16 protein-coding genes and 1 pseudogene are annotated in these 20742 nt (G+C 46.2%); 6 read left to right on the forward strand and 11 right to left on the reverse strand.

Annotation, left to right across the window (positions count from 1 at the left end; genetic code table 11):
- Positions 1-118: 118 nt before the first annotated feature.
- Positions 119-1285, forward strand: coding sequence for a M20 family metallopeptidase (locus BLT91_RS12285; RefSeq protein WP_090821152.1), 1167 nt, complete (start codon positions 119-121; stop codon positions 1283-1285).
- Between the two features lie 132 nt (positions 1286-1417).
- Here the strand turns inward: BLT91_RS12285 and BLT91_RS12290 are convergent, their stop codons facing one another.
- From BLT91_RS12290 to ytxJ, 3 genes are all read right to left on the reverse strand, one after another.
- On the reverse strand, positions 1418-2770 hold the full coding sequence (locus BLT91_RS12290) for an MFS transporter (RefSeq protein ID WP_368086794.1): 1353 nt from the start codon (positions 2768-2770) through the stop codon (positions 1418-1420).
- Between the two features lie 17 nt (positions 2771-2787).
- The gene (locus BLT91_RS12295; RefSeq protein WP_090821156.1) at positions 2788-3669 is read right to left on the reverse strand and encodes a DMT family transporter; all 882 of its coding nucleotides are present in this window, start codon (positions 3667-3669) and stop codon (positions 2788-2790) included.
- 189 nt (positions 3670-3858) lie between these two features.
- On the reverse strand, positions 3859-4200 hold the full coding sequence (gene ytxJ / locus BLT91_RS12300; RefSeq protein ID WP_090821158.1) for a bacillithiol system redox-active protein YtxJ: 342 nt from the start codon (positions 4198-4200) through the stop codon (positions 3859-3861).
- Between the two features lie 141 nt (positions 4201-4341).
- On the opposite strand from ytxJ, the gene BLT91_RS12305 reads away from it, so the two are divergent.
- Positions 4342-5211: a metallophosphoesterase gene (locus BLT91_RS12305; RefSeq protein WP_090821160.1), complete on the forward strand. Its 870-nt coding sequence runs from the start codon at positions 4342-4344 to the stop codon at positions 5209-5211.
- A 30-nt stretch (positions 5212-5241) separates the two neighbouring features.
- Here BLT91_RS12305 and BLT91_RS12310 read toward each other — a convergent pair whose 3' ends face one another.
- The 7 genes from BLT91_RS12310 to BLT91_RS12340 all read right to left on the reverse strand — a co-directional run bounded on the left by BLT91_RS12310 (position 5242) and on the right by BLT91_RS12340 (position 17117).
- Entirely contained in the window at positions 5242-6843 is a 1602-nt protein-coding gene (locus BLT91_RS12310; RefSeq protein ID WP_090821162.1) for a PucR family transcriptional regulator, read from the reverse strand.
- Positions 6844-7070: 227 nt separating this feature from the next.
- The gene (locus BLT91_RS12315; RefSeq protein WP_090821164.1) at positions 7071-7487 is read right to left on the reverse strand and encodes a PaaI family thioesterase; all 417 of its coding nucleotides are present in this window, start codon (positions 7485-7487) and stop codon (positions 7071-7073) included.
- Positions 7488-7660: 173 nt separating this feature from the next.
- Positions 7661-9331 (reverse strand): long-chain-fatty-acid--CoA ligase, encoded by a 1671-nt coding sequence (locus BLT91_RS12320; RefSeq protein WP_090821166.1) that lies wholly within the window; start codon positions 9329-9331, stop codon positions 7661-7663.
- A gap of 36 nt (positions 9332-9367) precedes the next feature.
- Positions 9368-11140: an acyl-CoA dehydrogenase family protein gene (locus BLT91_RS12325; protein WP_090821168.1), complete on the reverse strand. Its 1773-nt coding sequence runs from the start codon at positions 11138-11140 to the stop codon at positions 9368-9370.
- Between the two features lie 179 nt (positions 11141-11319).
- A complete protein-coding gene (locus BLT91_RS12330; protein WP_090821170.1) occupies positions 11320-12504 on the reverse strand; it encodes an acetyl-CoA C-acyltransferase in 1185 nt (394 codons plus the stop codon).
- Between the two features lie 66 nt (positions 12505-12570).
- Positions 12571-14964, reverse strand: a complete 2394-nt coding sequence (locus BLT91_RS12335; protein ID WP_090821172.1) for a 3-hydroxyacyl-CoA dehydrogenase/enoyl-CoA hydratase family protein — start codon at positions 14962-14964, stop codon at positions 12571-12573.
- Between the two features lie 119 nt (positions 14965-15083).
- Positions 15084-17117 carry a (Fe-S)-binding protein gene (locus tag BLT91_RS12340; protein WP_090821175.1) on the reverse strand — a complete coding sequence of 678 codons (2034 nt, stop codon included), beginning with the start codon at positions 17115-17117 and terminating at the stop codon, positions 15084-15086.
- A 632-nt stretch (positions 17118-17749) separates the two neighbouring features.
- Between BLT91_RS12340 and BLT91_RS12345 the strand changes: the two genes are divergently transcribed.
- From BLT91_RS12345 to BLT91_RS32825, 4 genes and pseudogenes are all read left to right on the forward strand, one after another.
- Entirely contained in the window at positions 17750-18337 is a 588-nt protein-coding gene (locus BLT91_RS12345) for a TetR/AcrR family transcriptional regulator (protein WP_090821177.1), read from the forward strand.
- Between the two features lie 39 nt (positions 18338-18376).
- Positions 18377-19141 (forward strand): electron transfer flavoprotein subunit beta/FixA family protein, encoded by a 765-nt coding sequence (locus BLT91_RS12350; RefSeq protein WP_090821179.1) that lies wholly within the window; start codon positions 18377-18379, stop codon positions 19139-19141.
- Positions 19142-19160: 19 nt separating this feature from the next.
- Entirely contained in the window at positions 19161-20144 is a 984-nt protein-coding gene (locus BLT91_RS12355) for an electron transfer flavoprotein subunit alpha/FixB family protein (RefSeq protein ID WP_090821181.1), read from the forward strand.
- 115 nt (positions 20145-20259) lie between these two features.
- A pseudogene (locus tag BLT91_RS32825) lies at positions 20260-20355 on the forward strand (ester cyclase); the annotation flags it as partial.
- 88 nt (positions 20356-20443) lie between these two features.
- Here BLT91_RS32825 and BLT91_RS12365 read toward each other — a convergent pair.
- Positions 20444-20742 (reverse strand): IS3 family transposase (locus BLT91_RS12365; RefSeq protein WP_141224977.1); only part of this gene is annotated, 299 nt, incomplete at its 5' end.

Raw genomic sequence — 20742 nt, forward strand, 5'->3', positions numbered from 1 at the left:
CAATCGCTTACTTTTAACTGTGTTCTAATTGTAACCCAGAGAACTGTAAAGTGGTAGTTTGCCCTCCTTTATACTACAATGGAGCTAAGAACCATTCAACAAAGGAGCCTTCTTACTTATGAAATCCACCATTACCCAAACCATTGATAACAACGCGGACAGATTCAAAGCGATTTCCAGCTTTATAGCGGCGAACCCGGAGCTTGGACATGAAGAATTTCAGGCTTCCGCTCGCTTAACCGAAGAACTGGCCTATCATGGCTTCCAAATCGAACGCGGGGTCTTAGATATTCCAACCTCTTTCATAGCTACCTATGATTCCGGCAAAGTTGGACCCGTTATTGCCTTCTTAGCTGAATATGATGCCTTACCAGACCTGGGTCATGCCTGCGGTCACCACCTTATCTGTATGATGAGCATAGGCGCAGCCATTGGTCTTAAATCTGTCCTTGCAGAAACAGGCGGCAGTATACGCGTCTATGGAACGCCTGCAGAGGAAACTAAGGGCGCCAAAGTGCCAATGGCCGCGGCAGGACTGTTCGAGGATGTAGATATCGCTCTGATGGCGCACCCGTACTATACGTATGAGAAGTCAGGTGAATCGTTGGCCATGGATGCTATCCAGTACGAATTTTTTGGTCGTTCAGCTCATGCCGCTGCACAACCGTATGAAGGCATTAATGCGCTTGACGCCGTGCTTCAGCTGTTTAATTCCATTAACGCGCTGCGCCAACAAATCAAGTCTGACGCGCGTATTCACGGCATTATTAGTGAAGGCGGCAAAGCCCCCAATATTATTCCTGACTATGCAGTCGCTCAATTCTATGTTCGTTCCGCCTCTCGTACCTATACTAACGAGCTCGTCCAGAAGGTACTCCACTGCGCTGAGGGCGCTGCCTTACAAACCGGTTGTACACTTAAAACGTCCTTCTACGAGTATTCGTATGACGAGCTTCTAACGAATGAGACTTTATCAGCTGTATTCACTGAACAATTATTCGCTATGGGTATTGAACCGAAAGACATTGAAATTGGTAAGGACCACGGCTCCCTCGATCTAGGTAACGTATCCACCCAGTGCCCGACGATTCATCCTTTCGTCAAAGTAGTAGACGAGAAACACATGCTGCATACCAAGGAGTTTCGTGATCTTGCGATGCAGGAACCCGCGCTTAATGCCATGATTTTCACGGCCAAAGCGCTAGCTTACACAGCGTATGAAGTACTCAACAGTCCTGAGCTATTAAGTAAAATCAAAGCAGAGTTTGCTGCGGAGAAAAAATAACAACTCCCTGTCTAACATCTCAGCCCACATAAAAAAGCCTTACAGCCACATGAATATGAGCTCCTGCTCAGTTTGTGTGGCTGTAAGTGCCTTTAAGAGCCATTTTACAAACATCAGCCGAGCTCGATCGCTTTAAACCGTAAAACTTGTAGAAGAAACCTTATGTCTAATCTCTGCCTTCACTTTACGTTCTTCCAATTGGGTTAGGATCGCATAGAACATGACCATGCCAACGAAGCCGCTAAGCCCGATAAGAGACGCCATGATCCACGAAGCTACCCATCCGCCAAGTATCACACCAAAACCACCAAGCAGCATTGCCCCTTTATACACCATTCCAAATAAAGCCATATAAGAGCTTCTGGCATGGTCAGGCGCGATGTTGCCCAGATAGGCTTGTTTGATCGGCACATACATCAGCTCGCCAACCGTTGCAATGAACATCGAGAGAAGCAGCAGCCATGGTTGGTTACTGTAGGCGAGGTAGCTGTAGCCCAAAATATAACAAGTGTAGCCTATAAACAGTACTTTGCTATCCGAAAAGCGCCTCATCAATACCCCCATTAGGACGGATAGAACAACAACGAGCACCGTATTTTCAGTTCGGATAAAGCCTAGCATTTTCAGACCGTCGATAGACCAAGATGTCTCCACCCATGGGAAGAAGGGTACATTTACCATCTCTTTTCCCAGCCTAACACCGACATAATTACCAAGATGAAACTCAACGGATACAAGCAGCAGCGAGGCCATTGTGAAAATCATGAACGTCTTATCGCGAAACACCATTCGATAATTGACCCACATTGATTGATTCCCTTTCCGGCTGCTTCCGCTCCCGCTAGCCGTTTGTGGTTGATAGACTTCATCAATATAGAAATAGGTCACGCTGAGAGTAATCAAGCCAATCACGGACAAGCCAATGAACAGCTCGAACAAGTAAGATTTGAATAAAAAAGCACCCGCAAGTCCTGCAATAGCAAAAGATAAATTGTTCATCCAGTACATGATGGCGTACATGAATTTCCGGACATCCGGAGCCGTAACATCAAGCAGCATGGCTTCATTCGCCGGACTATGAATCCCCCAAAACATACTAACCAAAATCATTAGAACAAAGGTCATCCAAGGAGATTCAAGCCAAGGCGAGTTGGACAATGCCATTCCCATGAAACAGAGCATCCAACCAATTTCCGCGGTGAGCATTAGCTTCTTACGCCCAATCCGATCTGCATAGTAGCCGCCGATAATCCCAGAGACAACCCCTGCAAGGATGCCTAGAATAATGACAAGACCCGCATTCGTATCCCCTAATTTTCCGGAAAAATAGATCGACATAAACGGAAGAACCATATTATTGGCCGTACCGGATAAAAAGGAAAGACCAATTCTTAATTTGACATTACGATGAAAATCACGAAATCTCACGATATCCCTCCATGTAGGAAAGCTTTTCTGCCGACTGCTTATTTTACCTTCGTTCAATTAATATTCAAAAAAACTTACTGCTTTTCGTTACTGCGTAAAAACATGCCTACACCAACTAACAGTAGACATCCTGCTAAGAGCTGAACTGTTGTGATCGTTTCTCCTAGCAAAAAATAGGCCAACAAAGTGGCGCCAAGCGGTTCACCCAAGACGGTCATCGAAACGGAAGAAGCCTTCATATACTTAAGCAGCCAATTAAATACATAATGACCAAATACCGTAGGAACAATCGCCAATAGCAAGAAAATACCCCACTCTTTTACTGGGTATGCTGTGAAAGATGCACCTATGAACACGTTAGCGACTGCAAGAACAAGACCTGCGAATAAGAATACAAAAAAGCTGTAGACAAAGGCAGATATGTGTTCTCTCAAACTTTTGCCTAGAAGCATATGTAAAGCAACAGCAATTGTTCCAACAAGGGATAACAAATCCCCGTTTAGCGCTTTACCCGAGAACTGAAAATCTCCCCATCCAATACAAATGGCGCCAACAATAGCTACGCACATGGCGATCAAAGCAGCGCGGCTTGTCCGTTGTCCATAAAGAAGAAACGCTCCGAGCAGCACAAAAATCGGCTCTAATGTTAAAATAGCCGTTGAACTTGCAACTGTCGTATAGCGCAGAGATTCCATCCAAAATAAGAAATGTAAACCAAGCGCGATTCCGGATAACGCTGTTCTCAGCCAATCCCTCAGAGGAATTCTAGCAATCTCTTCCCTATAATTCCACAAAAATGGCAGCATTAAAGCATTCGTCATGAGAAGACGGTACATCGCGATAACAGAGGCAGGTGCATCTGACCATCTAACAAAAATGGATGAAAATGAGATGGCAATGATGCCGATTAGAAGAAACATGGGGATAGGTACTTTGGTTTTATTCATGGCATTCATGTTGAGAAACTCCTTGCTTGATAGATACCTTGTTGTTGCCAAATAAGTATATAGGAGGATCCTCGGCTTGCCAATCCTTTTTAAACATTGTTCAATAGTTTGTAGTCATAAAAAAGCCCTTAGGAGGTCCACCTATTAGGAAATAGGCAGCAGCTAAGGGCTTTTTTTGCATAGATTTGTTCGTGAAAATTAATCTAAAACAGCTGTGATATGTTTGTTTGTAACCGACCAGTGTGAAGTATTCCAAATTGATTCTTTATTTTTAAAATATAGAATTTGCGGTGACGCGTGCTTGATCCCAAGATCCTCCGCAATTTGATTGGATACAGGACGTGATTCGATCACCTTCACTAAGAAATAATCAACATCCCCATTTGGTTTACCGGACAAATACTCTTCGTATTCATCGAGCGCGCTTGCACTAACTGGACATGTTGTGCTGTGCTTAAGAATGACAGCCGGTTTCTCGGAAGAGCGTTCCAGAACTTCCTGCCACTCTTCTACTGTTGTTAACTCTTTCCATGCAGACATATGAACATCTCCCTTCCCATCTAAGTAATAATCATTATAAAATAAGCTGCAAGCTTATGCAAATCGATCAACTCGCAAATACCTCTACCTTACTGGTATAATGAAATTGTAAATATATCCAGGAGAGCATAGGAGGAACTTATGCAATCACCACCCCCGATCTCAAGACGTGCTTTTCTCAAGAAAGGCGCCGTGCTTGCAGGCTCTTTTATAGCTTCTGGTGGTCTACTCGGCAGTTATTCTAGCTACATAGAACCCAAATGGTACGAGTTCACACGCATTACCCTCTCATTTGAACGACTCCCCAATGCTTTTCACGGCCTTAAACTCTTACACTTCAGCGATATGCATATAGGACATTACTTTGACATTAAGGATTTAGAACATGTTGTGAAGCTCATTCACAATGAAACAGTGGATATTATCTGTTTTACTGGCGATTTATTCGATGCCGACATTAGTGAAGATCCTGTATTAACCAGTCAACTTCTCGGCAGCTTAGAGGCTCCCTTAGGAAAATGGGCCGTGCTCGGAAACCATGATAAATGGATTGGAACGAATTATACCCTCCCGATCCTGTACCAAGGAGGCTTTCAAACACTCGCTAATGCTTATCAGACGATCACCTACAAAGGACAAGCGATTCAGATTGCTGGCGTTGAGGATATGCTGACGGGTAAACCAGATATAGCGAAAACCTTGAGCGGAGCCAATGCTAAGATGTTTACCCTACTGCTATCTCATTGTCCCGATTTCGCTGATCAAGCAGCCGGCTACGCTATCGACTTGCAATTGTCCGGTCACTCACATGGCGGTCAGATCCGTTTGCCAATCGTAGGTGCGGTTTTTACGCCACTCGGAGGAAAGAACTACGTGAAGGGGCTTCAAGAGGTACCCGATTCGAAGATGCTTGTTTATACCACTCGTGGCATTGGTACAACTGCACTCCCCATTCGATTAATGTGCAGACCGGAGATTACGGTGATTACTTTGGAAAAACGAAAACCCTGAACGCTATGGCAGCGTCTCAGGGTTTTATATTTACTGTCTAACATGTAAAAATTGGCGGAATAAGAAGACAGCCTTTAGCTTTAATAGATCATTCACCTTTTTGAAATCCACCTGCAAGAGATCACTAATCTTCTCCAAGCGGTAAGTAACTGTATTCCTATGAATAAATAATTGCTTAGCGGCCTCGCTCACCTGACCGTCATTGCGTATGAACACCTCTAAGGTGCGAATCATTTCTTGCGAGTATTCGGCATCTTTTTCTAGTAATGGACGAAGAATTTTGGCACAGTAATCTTCCATCATCGCCGAGGGCACGTTCTGGAAGAGATGCGCGAATTCTATCGTTTCGAAATGAAGTACGCGATCGGGCAGTTCAAGCTTGGACGCCATTCGCTGCGTCTCGACACATTCCATATAGGCTTCTCTTAACGCTGTTGGCTTTAATTTCGTAGAGCTTGTATAAAAGGCCATTTCACCGGCTTCCTCAATGCATCCCGAATCCCCTGCGTACTTGGTCAGAAGCTGTGACAGCTCTTCCTCCGGGAAACCATCCACTTGATTCGTGGAATAGATCGAGAACATCATCTCCTTGAAAACAAAATGATTCCCTCGTAGGCTGCTTGATTTGGGATGCAATTCCATGTACTGCTTTAGGTTTTTGAGCTTCCCTTGGAGCTGTTCATCCACCAGGCTCCCTGGCTTACTCTGGCTAATGACACATTGATAAGCTCCTGTAAAAATCGATAACCCTCTTGCTTCTGACTGTTCGAGGAATTCCTCTAGGGACGTCCCTTTCTCCAAATAGCGCAGAAGTGTGTTTTGCATATCACGTTGTGCGGCAGCTTCCACATGAGAACGAAACGTATAACTCATATGGAAGGTCAAGATATCCGCAGCTTGCTGGAACAAGCCTTCCTCTACATTTGTAAGAAGCACTGCATCCGGCATAATCAACAAATGTCCAAGAGGCTCATCGTCTTGCTGATGCAATCCTACCCGGTACGCGCGATCTTTACCTGCATACACCCAGCCAGACTTTCGTTTCCACGGCCAGTTCTGGGCTAGTTGATCATGGCTCCATGCACTTGTATTATATAAAATTTGCCCTCTGGCTCCGACCATAGCTAATGGATAACCTAGAATATCGCTTATTAATTGGAACATGGAAAGCATATTATCCTGTTTTAGACCGAACTGCATCAGCTTCGTCTGCTTTTCAAGCACAGTTTGTAAAAGCTTCGTATTTCGTCGGTATTCGGCATTAAATAGAGCATTCATCTGATCGGAAAACGTAAATTGAAAAGGCATCTCAATAATCGGGAAATGCAGCCGATCCGCTTCGTCTACAACAATCTGCGGCAGCTCCGTCCAAAACCGCCCCAGTTTGATCCCTAGACCAGCAGCTCCTCGTTCATTTAATTTCCGAAGTAAATGAACCGTTTCCTGTGGACTATCCTTCATAGCAAAAGCGGTTGTGAAGAGCATCTCACCTGATTTCGTCCAATCTGCAATATCAGGAGCGTCCATCACATTGACTGATTTGACGATACGGGATTCCCCTTGCTTGCCAGCAACTAGCTTCGCTTCTGTTAAAGGATATATGGATAATGCCTCACGAATGGTAAGATGCATAGTGTATCCCCCTTATGCCTTTTAAACGATTATAGGATGACCTTGCCAATTCAGTCAATGGATTTATGTTAGATTACATGACATTAATTAAATAAATATGAATTTTACATGACTTATCCTGATTTAATGTAAGGTTATATTACATTATAACGAGTCTTAATAACGTAAGCTCACGCGAAAAGGAGGCATGCTTTAGCACATGCCCCTGTGTAAACACTTCACACCATCTAAATTACTCGAAACGTTCCTGTTCCCATCGTACCCAAATTCCCTTCACGGTCAATCACACGACCTTGGGTTGTTATCATCTTACGGGATTGATGAACAAGCTCGGCTGTTACTAAAAGCCTTCCCTCATACAGCGGTGCTACGAAGTGAACATTTAGATTGGTAGTGACAACCTTTTCATCCGGCCTTGCCATCATGACAACAATTCCCATCGCATTGTCCAGCAAGGAGGAAAGAACTCCGCCATGAACAATCCCTATCGGGTTCAAATGATGTGGCTTTGCATCCAAAGCAATTGTGATGATCTGGTCTTGCATACTGATGAATTCACAGCCAAGAAAGCCCCAAAACGTAGGCTCCGCTGATGCCGCTAATTGCTGCAGCCTCCTATTCACTCGTTCGTTAAAATCATCCATAGGATTCCCTCCACTCTTATTGTAAAGGGCTAACCCTTATGTCCACATAAGAAAGTATAAGTTTTTGGTTCCCAAAAACCGCTTCTTATTGGCGATAAAATCTCCATCTAGACGCGGTCACCCATATTTGAATGGCCTCGATAGAGGTTTTCTCATAAAACAGGAAGAGGCTTTTAAGCTTTCTTCTCTTCTTCTAATAATTGCCTACGCAGCACTTTTCCAATCATCGTCTTCGGCAAAGATGGACGGAATTCGACTTTTCGAGGCACTTTGAATGCAGCTAATCGCTCACGGCACCACAGCTCAAGCTCCTTCTCCGTTAGAGACATTCCTGATCTCAACACGACGAATGCCTTCACCGTTTCTCCCCGATATTCATCCGGTACCCCCACAACAGTAGCTTCCTGAATCGCGGGATGCTCAAAAAGAACCTCCTCAATCTCACGCGGATAAATATTAAAGCCTCCAGCTATAATTAAATCCTTCTTGCGATCAACAATGGAGAAGAAACCGTCCTCGTCTACACGCCCCATATCCCCCGTATAAAGCCAACCATCTTTGATTGTTAAGGCAGTTTCATGCTCACGCTGCCAATATCCTTTCATCACTTGAGGGCCTTTAATGAGAATTTCTCCGATTTCCCCTATGGGCACTTCTTCTCCCGTATTCACATCGACAACCTTGGCATCCGTATCCGGCAAAGGAACCCCAATAGAACCTATTTTCCTATAGCCCCAAACGGGATTTGAATGCGTAACGGGAGAAGATTCTGTTAACCCATAGCCTTCGATTAATTTACCACCCGTCAATGCTTCAAAACGCTCTTGTACCTCTAACGGGAGAGGCGCTGAACCGCTTACACAAACATTAATCGAAGAAATATCGACTTCTTTCACTCGTTTATGATTGATTATGGCAATGTACATGGTTGGCGCACCAGGGAAAATCGTTGGTTTCATCGTGTTAATCGTGTCCAAAATCAGATTGATATCAAACTTTGGAATGAGGATTAGCATTCCCGCCCGCAGCATCGATTGATTCAACAATACCGTCAAACCGAAAACATGGAAACAAGGAATTGCCCCCAAGAAACGCTCTTCTCCTATCCGAATTCGATAGCACCAGTTACTGGTTTGGTACGTATTTGCTATCAAATTGGTGTGAGTCAGCATAACCCCTTTCGAGATCCCCGTCGTTCCTCCCGTATATTGAAGAAGAGCAATATCTTCATCTGCATTCACATCCACGCAAACAGGAGCTCCAGAAGCAGCCCGCAGAAGCTTTTTAAAAGCATAAACGCCATCGCCATAGGTGACATCTAGCTTTGCGCCGTCTTTTTTCATTTTAATCGGATATAAGACATTTTTCGGGAAAGGTAGATAGTCCTTAATCGAGGTCACAATAACGTGTCGAATAGGCGTTTTCCCCTTCGACTTTTGCACACGATCAAACAATAAATCCAACGTTACAATTACGGTTGCCCCGGAATCTGAGAGCTGGTGAACCAGCTCTCTTTCCATATAAAGCGGATTCGTCATGACGACGATTCCACCCATCATGAGGGTACCGAAGTAAGCGATAATGGTCTGAGGACAATTCGGCAGCATAATAGACACTCGATCACCCGGACTCACACCCAATTCCCTTAAAACATTCGCAAAGCGATAAGACGCGTCAAGTACCTCTTGATAACGCAGCGTTTTCCCTAAGAAATACATGGAGGGTCGGTCCGGAAACTTTTCCGCGGAATCTACCAACAAACGTGCAAGATTTTGCTTAGGGTACTCGTAAGTCGGCGCCACTTCTTGCGAATAATGACGCAACCAAGGCTTTGCCCCACTCATACAAAACCATCCCCTTCAGGTTCTTGACATCGATGACTATACGATGAATTTCTCACCCTGAATTACACGTGCAGCGATGTCGCGTTTCAGACCAACCGTGTTAACACTGCTTCGTCTGGACAGCTTTTTCAGAATAGACAATTGAGTCCGAAGAACATCTCCTTCTTCCATCGTACTGAGCGCTTCCTTCGCATATGCCTCAATTTTGTCAAATGCTTCATGGACAAAAACCGTTGTTATTTGGATCGCATTCTTAGCCTTTTCTCCCCCTACCTTGTCAACCAGCTTTTGCGTACGGAGTAGTCCACTTTCTGCTGCGAAAATCTGGATCATAATGTCGGCTAAATTGCTTAAAACTTCCTGATTTTTTTCAAGCGCCATGCCATACTTCTGCACAGCCAGCCCGCCAACCATAAGGAATACTTTCTTAGCCATTGACACCAGATGCGCCTCTTCTGCCAGCGTACCCTCGAACGTTTGACCTGGGATGATAGAAAGCAGCTCAGCTTGCAGCGCTTGTGCTTTTTGCATCAAAGGCAGTTCACCTTTCATTGCTTTCTTCACTAAAGTACCCGGAATGAGCAGGCGATTAATTTCATTGGTACCTTCGAAAATGCGATTAATACGAGAATCGCGATAAATGCGCTCCACCTTATATTCCTGGATAAATCCGTAACCCCCATGAATCTGCAAACCTTCATCCGCAACGAAATCCAACACTTCAGAAGCGAACACCTTATTAATCGAGCATTCCAGCGCGTATTCGGAAATCCCTTTCGCGGAATGTTTACCGGCATCCAAACTCGTATGATCAATATCTTTGAGTATGCTGTCAAACAAACCTGTCGTTCGATACACCATACTTTCCAAGATATAGGTCTGAATGTTCATTTCCGCCAGCTTCTTACCGATCAATGGAAAACGCGAGATTGGCGTATTAAACTGTTGACGGGTATTCGCATATTTAGATGCTAATTCAATCGTTTCTTTGGAAGCTCCAAGGCAACCGGTAGCAAGCTTGTAACGACCAATATTCAAAATGTTGAAAGCAATCAGGTGGCCCTTACCGATTTCCCCAAGTAAGTTCTCCACCGGCACGCGTACATCTTCAAAAAAGAGCGGACGGGTCGACGAGCCTTTAATCCCCATCTTCTTCTCTTCCGGTCCCATCGTAAAGCCAGGATCACCTTTCTCCACGATAAAAGCAGTGAAATCGGTTCCGTTGATTTTGGCATAAACGATGAAAATATCAGCGAATCCCGCATTCGTAATATACAATTTGGATCCATTTAAAAGGTAATATTTACCGTCTTCAGACAAACGGGCCGTCGTCTTAGCCCCCAACGCATCCGACCCGGAAGTTGGCTCCGTTAAACAATAGGCTGCGATTTTTGCACCTGTGGCCAGGGCTGGCAAATACTTTTTCTTCTGTTCAGGTGTACCAAAAAAGACAATCGGCAGTGTACCTATCCCGACATGCGCCCCAATCGACAAGGCAAACGAAGAAGCGCGGGCCAGATTTTCACTAATAACCGTGGAGCTCACTTTATCCAATCCTAAACCGCCGTAAATTTCAGGTACATCTGCACCAAGTAACCCGAGATCACCCGCGCTGCGCATCAGCTTTACGGTTAAATCATAATCCAGCTTTTCCAGATGCTCATCATTAGGAAGCACTTCCCCCGAAACAAAATCACGTGTCGTCTCTGCGATCATGCGATGTTCTTCTGTAAAATCCTCAGGGGTCACTATACTGTGAAAATCCGTATCCGAAATGACAAAACTCCCGCCTACAACTTTGTCTGTCATGGTTCATCTCTCCTTTGAATTAATTTGTACAAGGGTAAATTTTTATGAGCACGAAGCTATGCTTGAATAGAGCATTCACGTTCCGCTAATTTGAATTTCGAGCCTTTTTCCTACATATAGAGGATTGTAATTCCTCAAACCAACCACATCCACATAAATCTCGCTTCTATTATAGTCAGTTATGCAGGGTGAACCTCGAAAACGCCCGCAGCACCCATCCCGCCGCCGATGCACATGGATACTACGCCATATCCGCCGCCACGGCGCTGTAACTCATGAATTAAGCTGGTTGTCAGCTTCGCGCCTGTACATCCGAGCGGATGACCGAGGGCTATCGCGCCACCATTCACATTCACCAATTCTTCGTCTAAGCCGAGCTCGCGAATGATATGGACACATTGCGAAGCAAACGCTTCGTTGATCTCATACAGTTTCACTTGGTCTTGGGTGATTCCTGCCAACTGTAAGGCCTTCGGAATCGCCTTCACCGGTCCAACCCCCATAATTTCCGGCTCAACGCCGGAAAGCGCGAAGGACTTGAACGTGGCCAGCGGCTTCAACCCGAGTGCTTCCGCGCGCTCGCGGCTCATCAGTACAGCTGCCGCTGCGCCGTCCGACGTTTGTGACGCGTTGCCCGCCGTCACCGATCCACCCAAGCTGAAAGCTGGCTTCAGCTTGGCAAGCCCTTCCACGGATGTTTCGGGACGAACCCCTTCATCCATGGCAAACACAAACTTCCGCTCGAACGCTTTACCGCGTTCATCGACACCCTTCACGCTCGTCTCTACCTTCACGATCTCATCCACGAACTTGCCGGCTGCAATCGCCGCAGCCGCCTTCTGATGGCTCCGCGTCGCGAAGCCATCCTGCGCTTCGCGCGAGATGCCAAAGCGCTGCGCTACTTCTTCGGCTGTATGCCCCATGCCCATATAAACCTCGGGCATGCTTTCGACCAGCCCCGGATGCGGAGAGAGCTTGAAGCCCGTCATCGGGACATGGCTCATGCTCTCAACGCCACCGGCGACAATCACCTCCGCGTGGCCAAGCATAATGCGCTCCGCCGCATATGCGATGGCTTGCAGCCCTGAGGAGCAAAAGCGATTGACCGTGACCGCCGGCACGGTTACCGGGAAGCCCGCATACAGTGACATCGTGCGGGCAAAGTTCAGCCCTTGCTCGCCTTCGGGCATCGCGCACCCGATGATGATATCCTCAACGTCCCCTTTGTCGAGACCGGGAGCACGCCGAATAACTTCCTCCAATACAGCTTTACCGAGATCCTCCGCTCGTGTTTGAGCGAAGCTGCCTTTCTTCGCACGCCCGACCGCTGTGCGCGTTACTGATACAATGACTGCTTCTTTCATCGATTTCACCTCAATATTAGTAGTTAATATAGATGAGCACCCTGCTCGTTTTGCAAGATCAGCTTCTTAATTCCGCAAGGCTTTCCCCTTGGAAAGCATGTATTGCATGCGCTGCTGCGTTTTCAGTTCCCCACAAAGACTAAGGAAAGCTTCGCGCTCTAGATCGAGCATATATTGCTCGGTGACTAACGTACCTGCCGGCACATTACCTCCTGCAAGCACATGTGCTAGCTTATTAGCAATTAATTGATCATGCTCGCTGATATAACCGCCTTGGCGCATTGTATAGGCAGCAATCTGCATAACCGCTTTACCGTTCTCGCCAACGACGCGGATTTTCTCTTGAGCTGGCGCCGTGTAACCCGCCTTTTCCAAGCGGAGTACGGCTTGCTTCGCTTCATAAATACGGTGATCCGGGTTAATTACGACCGAGTCTTGGGCACGCATGTACCCGAGTCGTTTCGTATCATGACCACTCGTCGACACCTTCGCCATCGCTACGGTTTCGAAAATCGCATTGATCCAAGGCTGAAGATCAACTTCCGGGTCACTAACTTGTGAACTTGCTCGAAGCGTCAACTCCTTCAATCCGCCACCGGCCGGAATTAAGCCGACTCCTACCTCAACGAGTCCATAATACGTTTCCGCTGAGAGAATAATTTGATCAGCCGGCATACAGGCTTCAACTCCACCGCCAAGTGTCATCTTGTGTGGCGCTGCAACGACCGGCTTTTCCAGCCCTTTGAGCTTCATCATCGAATTTTGGAATAAACGAATGATGCCATCTACTTCATCCCACTCGCCATCCTGCGCTTCCATTAACAGCAGCATAACATTGGCACCGACGCAGAAATTCTTGCCTTCATTCGCGACAACCAACCCACGATAGTTGTTTCGAACTTCGTCAACGCTTTGCTGAATCATCGTAAGAATATCTGCCCCAATCGCATTGTTCGGGGAGTGAAACTCCAAGCAAGCAACCCCGTCTCCAATATCAATCAAACTCGCGCCACTGTTCGAACGGATCACTTTATTTTGCTGTTTCAAGGCCTCTAGGGAAATGAGTTCGGGCCGCGTTTCAACGCCGCGATACTCATTTTTAAAATAGTAAAAACTTCGGCCTTCTCTGTTCTCATAAAAGCTGTTATGGCCAGCGGCAATCCACTCTTTCACCCACGCAGGCACCTTACTGCCTTCCGCTTCCATACGTTCCACAGAACGCTTTAGTCCAATCGCATCCCAAGTCTCAAATGGCCCCAGATCCCAGTTAAAACCCCATTTGAGCGCATTATCAATCTCGACGATTGAATCAGCGATCTCACCTAATTTTTCTGCCGAATAAATCAGTACTGGTTTCAAAATGTTCCACGCGAGCTCAGAATACCGATCTTTGGCGCCCAGCAAAGCCTTTAACTTACCTACCGTACCTTTCGCCTGCTTCGCAGCCTCCAACGAACCTGAACTAATTTTGCGGCTTACCGAATACTCCATTGTGTTTAAATCGAGTGATTGAATTTCTTTACCTGCTTCGGACTTCACTTTTTTATAAAACCCTTGGCCCTGTTTCTCCCCAATCCAGCCTTTTTCAACCATGGTTCTTAAAATGGCGGGCGTATTGAAAACTTCCTTCTCCACTGGTTCGGTCACAAGATTAAACACGTTATTAGCGACATGAACGAATGTATCCAGACCAACCAAATCCAGCGTACGGAACGTTGCGCTCTTTGGGCGTCCCATTGCCGGACCGGTTACAGCATCCACCTCTTCGACGGAATACCCATTCTCGAGCATCTCGCGCAAAGTAACTAAAAGCCCATAAGTGCCAATCCGATTGCCGATAAAATTAGGCGTATCTTTCGCTTTAACGACACCTTTCCCGAGCTGTTTCTCACAGAAATCTGTTATAAAATTAACGATTGCTGGGTCTGTCTGTTCATTTGGAATCACTTCCAATAATTTCATATAGCGAGGTGGATTAAAAAAATGAGTGCCAAGGAAATGCTTTTTAAATTCATCACTAGCGTTTTGGACCATCGCATTAATCGAAATGCCTGAAGTATTAGAGGAAACGATCGTTCCTGGCTTCCATACCTTTTCAATACGGCTTATTAGCTGCTGCTTCGCCTGCAAATTTTCCACAATAACTTCGATAATCCAATCCACACTGCCAAGCTTTGCTAAATCATCCTCCAAGTTTCCCGGCGTAATGCGCTCAGCAAAAGTTTCACTATACAGGGGAGCTGGGTTCGTCTTTTTGAGCTTATCCATCGCACTAACCGCTAAGCGGTTACGTACCTTTGGATGATCTAACGTCAGACCTGAAGCTTCTTCTTGCGGCAATAACTGGATTGGCACCATATCGAGCAATAACACGGGAATGCCTACATTTGCTAAATGGGCGGCGATACCGGAGCCCATCACACCGGAGCCGATAACGGCCGCTGTACGGATCTTTGTCATATGGAAATATCCTCCTACATGATTTTTTCAGTTGATAAGAAAGCATAATGTTTATACTTTAGCTTCGCATCAACCTTGACAAACGCGTTCGTCCCTTATGGACGACGGAGTCGTTTATCCTAGGGTGTTCCAAAAACAGACAAGGCAAGAATTTCAGCGATATCTCGCGCTTTAACCTGCTCCTCGACCTCCTTAAGCTTCGTTCCATCCTCCACCATCGTTAAACAATAGGGACATGCCGAACTAATGACAGTTGGATTCACACTTAAAAGCTGTTCAGTTCGCGCTACGTTAACACGTGTGCCTGCGGTTTCTTCCATCCACATCATGCCGCCTCCGGCACCGCAGCACATACTGTTCTCGCGAGAACGTGCCTGCTCAACCAGTTCTACCCCTGGAATCGCTCGCAGTACATTACGAGGCTCATCATACACTTCGTTATAGCGGCCTAAGTAGCATGAATCGTGATACGTAATGCGCTCTCGAACTTCATATTGCGGCTTCAGGCGCCCCTCTTTCACCCACACATCCAACAGCTCCGTGTGATGGAAAACGTCGGCCTCAAGGCCAAATTCGGGGTACTCATTTTTGAATGTATGATATGTGTGCGGGCAAGTCGTTACGATTTTCTGAACCTTATACTTCTGAAAAGTCGCAATATTGTCCGAACACAGCTGTTGGAATAAAAATTCATTCCCCATACGGCGAGGGGTGTCACCGGAATTTTTCTCCTCATTACCCAAAATGGCAAAGGAGATACCGGCCTCATTCATCAATTTCACGAACGCATGCGTAATTTTACGGCTGCGATTATCATAGGAACCCATGGATCCTAGGAAAAACAAGTACTCAAATTGGGGATTTTCTTTCACCGTACGAACACTAAGTTCATCATTCGGATCCACTTCTTTGACCCATTTCACACGATCATTCCGGCTGATTCCCCAAGGATTTCCTTGTCTCTCGATGTTTTGCAGGGCACGTTGGCCATCATGCGGCATACTGCCTTGCGTTAAGACGAGATGTCTGCGCAGATCAATAATTTTATCTACATGCTCATTTCCTACCGGACACTGATCCTCACAATTACGGCATGTTGTACAGGCCCATAGCTCTTCTTCCGTTATAACGCCGCCAATTAACTCAACTTCTAGCGGGTTTTGCTCACTATGACTTGCAAATGCAAAAGCCGGTACCCATGGGGACTTGGAGGTGATGGCGGCGCCTTTTTCCGTCAAATGATCACGCAGCTTCGTAATCAAATGCATTGGCGACAGCATTTTGCCTGTCGTATTGGCGGGACAAACATTTGTGCAGCGTCCACATTCCACACAGGAGTAAAAATCGAGCATTTGCTTTTGCGTGAAATCCTCTATTTTACCTACACCAAACGACTCCGCTTCTTCATCCTCCAAGTCCAGAGAAGCCAGTTTACCAGTAGGCTCCGTGCGTCGCAGCAAAATATTGATAGGCGCTGTAATAATGTGAAAATGCTTAGACTGCGGGACATAAATCAAAAATGACAGCAAGATCAGCAAATGCATCCACCAGCTGGCATAAAAGCCAATCGTCGCCGCTGTATGCGACATGCCGCTAAAAGCTGCCGCAAACAGCGATGAAATCGGCGTAAAGGCTGACGCTTTAAGCCCTTCACGTACCCGTTCAAACCCTCCGCTGACAACGACAGACAGCATCAGGAAAAAGATGAAAAAGATGACGATACTCGGCTTCCAACCGCGTTTCAGACGTTTTAGCTTTTCAACATAACGGCGATAGGTCGCATACCCCATTGCCAGAAGGATTAGTGCTACCGTTACTTCCTGCATCAGTGTGAAATAATCGTAACCTGGGATCGGTAACCCATGTCCAATTAATCCCTTCAGAATCAGATCAAGTGCCCCAAGCTGCAAAATGATAAATCCATAAAAGATCACAATGTGCATAATACCGCTCTTCTTATCCTTCAGCAGCTTCGTCTGACCGAACACTTGAATGGCGAACTCCTTCAGCCGCGCCTTCGCTTCCTTTTTCAAATTCACTGACTTTCCAAGCCTAATGTACAAATATCGGTGGTAAACAACACGGCCAAATAAATACACCGCATATCCTGTAACCGCTAAAAACAACAGAAACTGAATGAGTGAACCGGTCATTGAGGACCCTCCTTAGAGTTTTGCTTTAGCAAAACTGTCTTCGTAAGCATGAGCTGAGTTTTGCTTTAGCAAAACTGTCTTCGTAAGCATGAGCTGAGTTTTCGTGAGAAAAATGGCTTCGTAACTACTTAAGCTTGCATAAGAGGAACCACGATCCTCTATTTTACAAAAATGTATTCTCGAACTGGAATGGCAGGAACGTGAGGACGCTATTTTAGGAAATAACGGTTTTCGGAAGGCTAAAACAGTGAAATAACGCATTGTATTCCTCTAACACCTGGAATTAACCGGATTTTTTGCAAATAACGAATCCTCGTTCCTTTTAAAGCGCCCATCATGCATACTGTATCTTCACTAGCACATCCAATGACCTGAATGAATCTCCTAATGTGCTCCCCATCCAATTAGATAGCGCTTACATTCAACCATCGTAAAAAAGCAAGTTCCATATGACCCTATCTCCAGAGTTGAAAAATGCTTCAATGCGTGCTGTAAGCCAGCAAACCTTCCTACTTGCTTTTTTAAGCTGAATAAGTCGTTGACAAGGAGTACTACGTATTTTATGATGAAATTACAAAAATGAATGAGTATTCATTCACCAATATCTGTATTCTAACACCGAGGTGATCTCCTTGACAAGTAGCAAAAAACCAGACAAATATTATTTGATTCTCGAAGGAGCTCTGAAAGTGTTCGCTGAGAATGGCTTTCACAAATCCCAAGTCTCTCGGATTGCCAAGGAAGCTGGGGTGGCCGATGGTACCATCTACCTCTACTTCAAGAAGAAGGAGGATATTTTGACCAGCTTGTTTCAAGAGAAATTAGGCGAGCTTGTTGAGAAGCTGCACAATGGACTGAATGACCGAATGACAGCTAGAGAAGCACTGTACAAGGTCTGTGAAATTCATTTCAGTGAGCTGGAAGGAAATATCCATCTTGCTTTCCTTACACAAATCGAACTCAGACAGAGTGATCTAGAGCTTCGAAAAGAGATTGGTCTTGCACTCAAGAGATATATTATCTTCATCGAAAATATATTAGAAAGAGGGAAGAGCGACGGTAGTTTCCGTTCTGATATTGATGTGAAGCTTGTGAGACTGCTCATTTTTGGGGGAATGGACGAAGTCGTGACATCTTGGCTCATTTCTGGGCAAAAGTATTCCTTAACCGCTCAAGTCGGCCCTACGATTAATTTTTTCATCAAAGGCATCGAGTCTTAAAGGGCTGTATATCATGTATATTCAGAAAGGAGCTTGACTATGGACATTTTTGTATTGTTAAAGCAAACGTTTGACACGGAGGAAAAAATCGTCCTGCAAAACGGCGAAGTCCAAGAGGAAGGCGTAAAATTCGTCATTAATCCTTACGATGAATATGCGGTCGAGCAGGCGATTCAAATCCGCGATGAACTTGGCGGCAAAGTAACCTTGCTCTCCGTTGGTCCAGAACGCACCGCCGAAGCACTGCGAACTGCGCTTGCCATGGGGGCAGATGAAGCTATCCTTATTTCGGATGAGCGAATTCAGGGAGATGAGTTCGAAGTTGCCGAAATTTTAGTCCACTATTTACGTGGACAATCATTTGATCTCATATTAGGCGGGAATTTCTCGGTTGACAATGGGGCTGGGCAAGTAGCTATCCGACTCTCTTCTCTTCTTGGCATACCACATGTTGCATCTATAACAAAGCTAGATGTATCCGATGGTAATGCCATCGCTCACCGCGATGCGGAAGGTGATATTGAAGTCATTGAAGTACCTCTTCCTGCGCTGTTCACCGCTCAGCAAGGCTTGAACGAACCTCGCTACCCTTCTCTGCCGGGCATTATGAAAGCGAAGAAAAAACCATTCCAGCACTTAACTCTTGATGATATTGAGGGCGCTAATTCGGCAGTCGCCAAAACAAAACGCATTGAACTGACTCTACCACCAGAGCGTAAAGCGGGCCGCATTCTCAAAGGTGAGATTACACACCAAGTGACCGAGCTTGTGCAAGCATTACGCAACGAATCAAAAGTGATTTAATAAAGGGGAGGCTACATCTATGGGTAAAACATTTCTTGTTGTTGCTGAAGCTCGCGGCGGCAAACTGCGTCAGGTATCCTTTGAAGCGTTACGAGCTGCACAGCTTTCTGCGGCAGATGGCGATGTCATCAACGCATTATTGATTGGCGGCACCGGAAGCAAAGCACTTGCCGGTGAGCTTGCAGCTTTTGGTGCAGACAGCATATATACTGTGGAAGACTCTGCTCTGGAGAGCTACAACTCTGAGGCTTACTTGAGCGCTTTACTGGCTGTGACGGATATCGTTGGGCCAGGTGCAATCTATTTCGGCCACACCGCTGTTGGTCGTGATCTTGCACCGTTGGCGGCGGCAAAGCTCGCAGCCGGACAGCTCTCGGATGTAACGGCGATCGCGCGCAGCGGCAACAACGTGCAGTTCACACGACCGCTTTACGCAGGCAAAGCCGTCGAAAAGAAAGCGTTTACCGACCCGGATGGCACATGGGTCGTCACGATTAGACCAAACAACATCGCAGCCTTAGAGCCTGACGCATCGCGTCAAGCTCCAGTAATCGATGTTGCTTACCCGGCTCCCTCCCTGCGCAGCATCATCCGGGAGGTCGTCAAGAAAACGTCCGGCACTATCGACTTGGCAGAAGCCAAGATCGTTGTCTCCGGCGGACGGGGCGTGCGCAGCGCCGATGGCTTCCAGCCGCTCGAAGAGCTGGCTGCCGTCTTAGGCGGCGCTGTGGGGGCTTCCCGCGGAGCCTGCGACGCGGGCTACTGCGAGTACGCGATGCAAATCGGCCAGACCGGCAAGGTCGTGACGCCGGAGATCTACATCGCGTGCGGCATAAGCGGCGCCATCCAGCATCTTGCAGGGATGAGCTCTTCTCGCGTCATCATCGCAATCAACAAGGATGCTGAGGCGCCGATCTTTAAAGTCGCCGACTACGGCATCGTCGGCGATCTGTTCGAGGTCGTACCGCTCCTGACCGAGGAATTCCATCAATTGCTGAAGTAGCAGCTGCCTTCGCACATTAATCATCCCACCCCGATTGTCAGGCAAAGCCTGTTGTCGGGGTGGGTTTTATTTATCTTGTAATACCCCCACCCTTCCAGTAAACTCATCATACATAAGCGCTGTTTATCGCATCGAAAACGATCGTATCGTAGAATACTGGATTCAGATCGATCGCGAAGGCATCCGCCTGCAGCTCCAAAGAAACGCTTAATCGCTCTTCATTTTGACCACACACAAAAAAGCTGCCCCTCTCTCTGATCTGGACCCTTTGTCAAGGACACTTGAAAAAAGCCTTGTGTCTAGGCGGCTAACAATAGATGATTCCTGTATTGCACAGGTGTCATCTTTTTTAATCCCCACTGATATCGATTATTGTTGTAGTAGCGAATATAACGGTCAATCTCTCGTTGTAGTTCTCCTAATGAGGAACAATTACGATGATCAACATGGTCCTTCATGTGGCCAAAAAAAGACTCTTGAGGCGCATTGTCCCAGCAATTTCCTCGTCTAGACATGGATTGACCTAACCCTTTTTGCTTCAAAAGTTCTTGGTACTTAGGGCTCGTATAATGACTCCCTTGATCTGAATGGATAAATG

Origin of the sequence: Paenibacillus sp. yr247 (assembly GCF_900103825.1) — a bacterium.
Taxonomy (GTDB): domain Bacteria; phylum Bacillota; class Bacilli; order Paenibacillales; family NBRC-103111; genus Paenibacillus_E.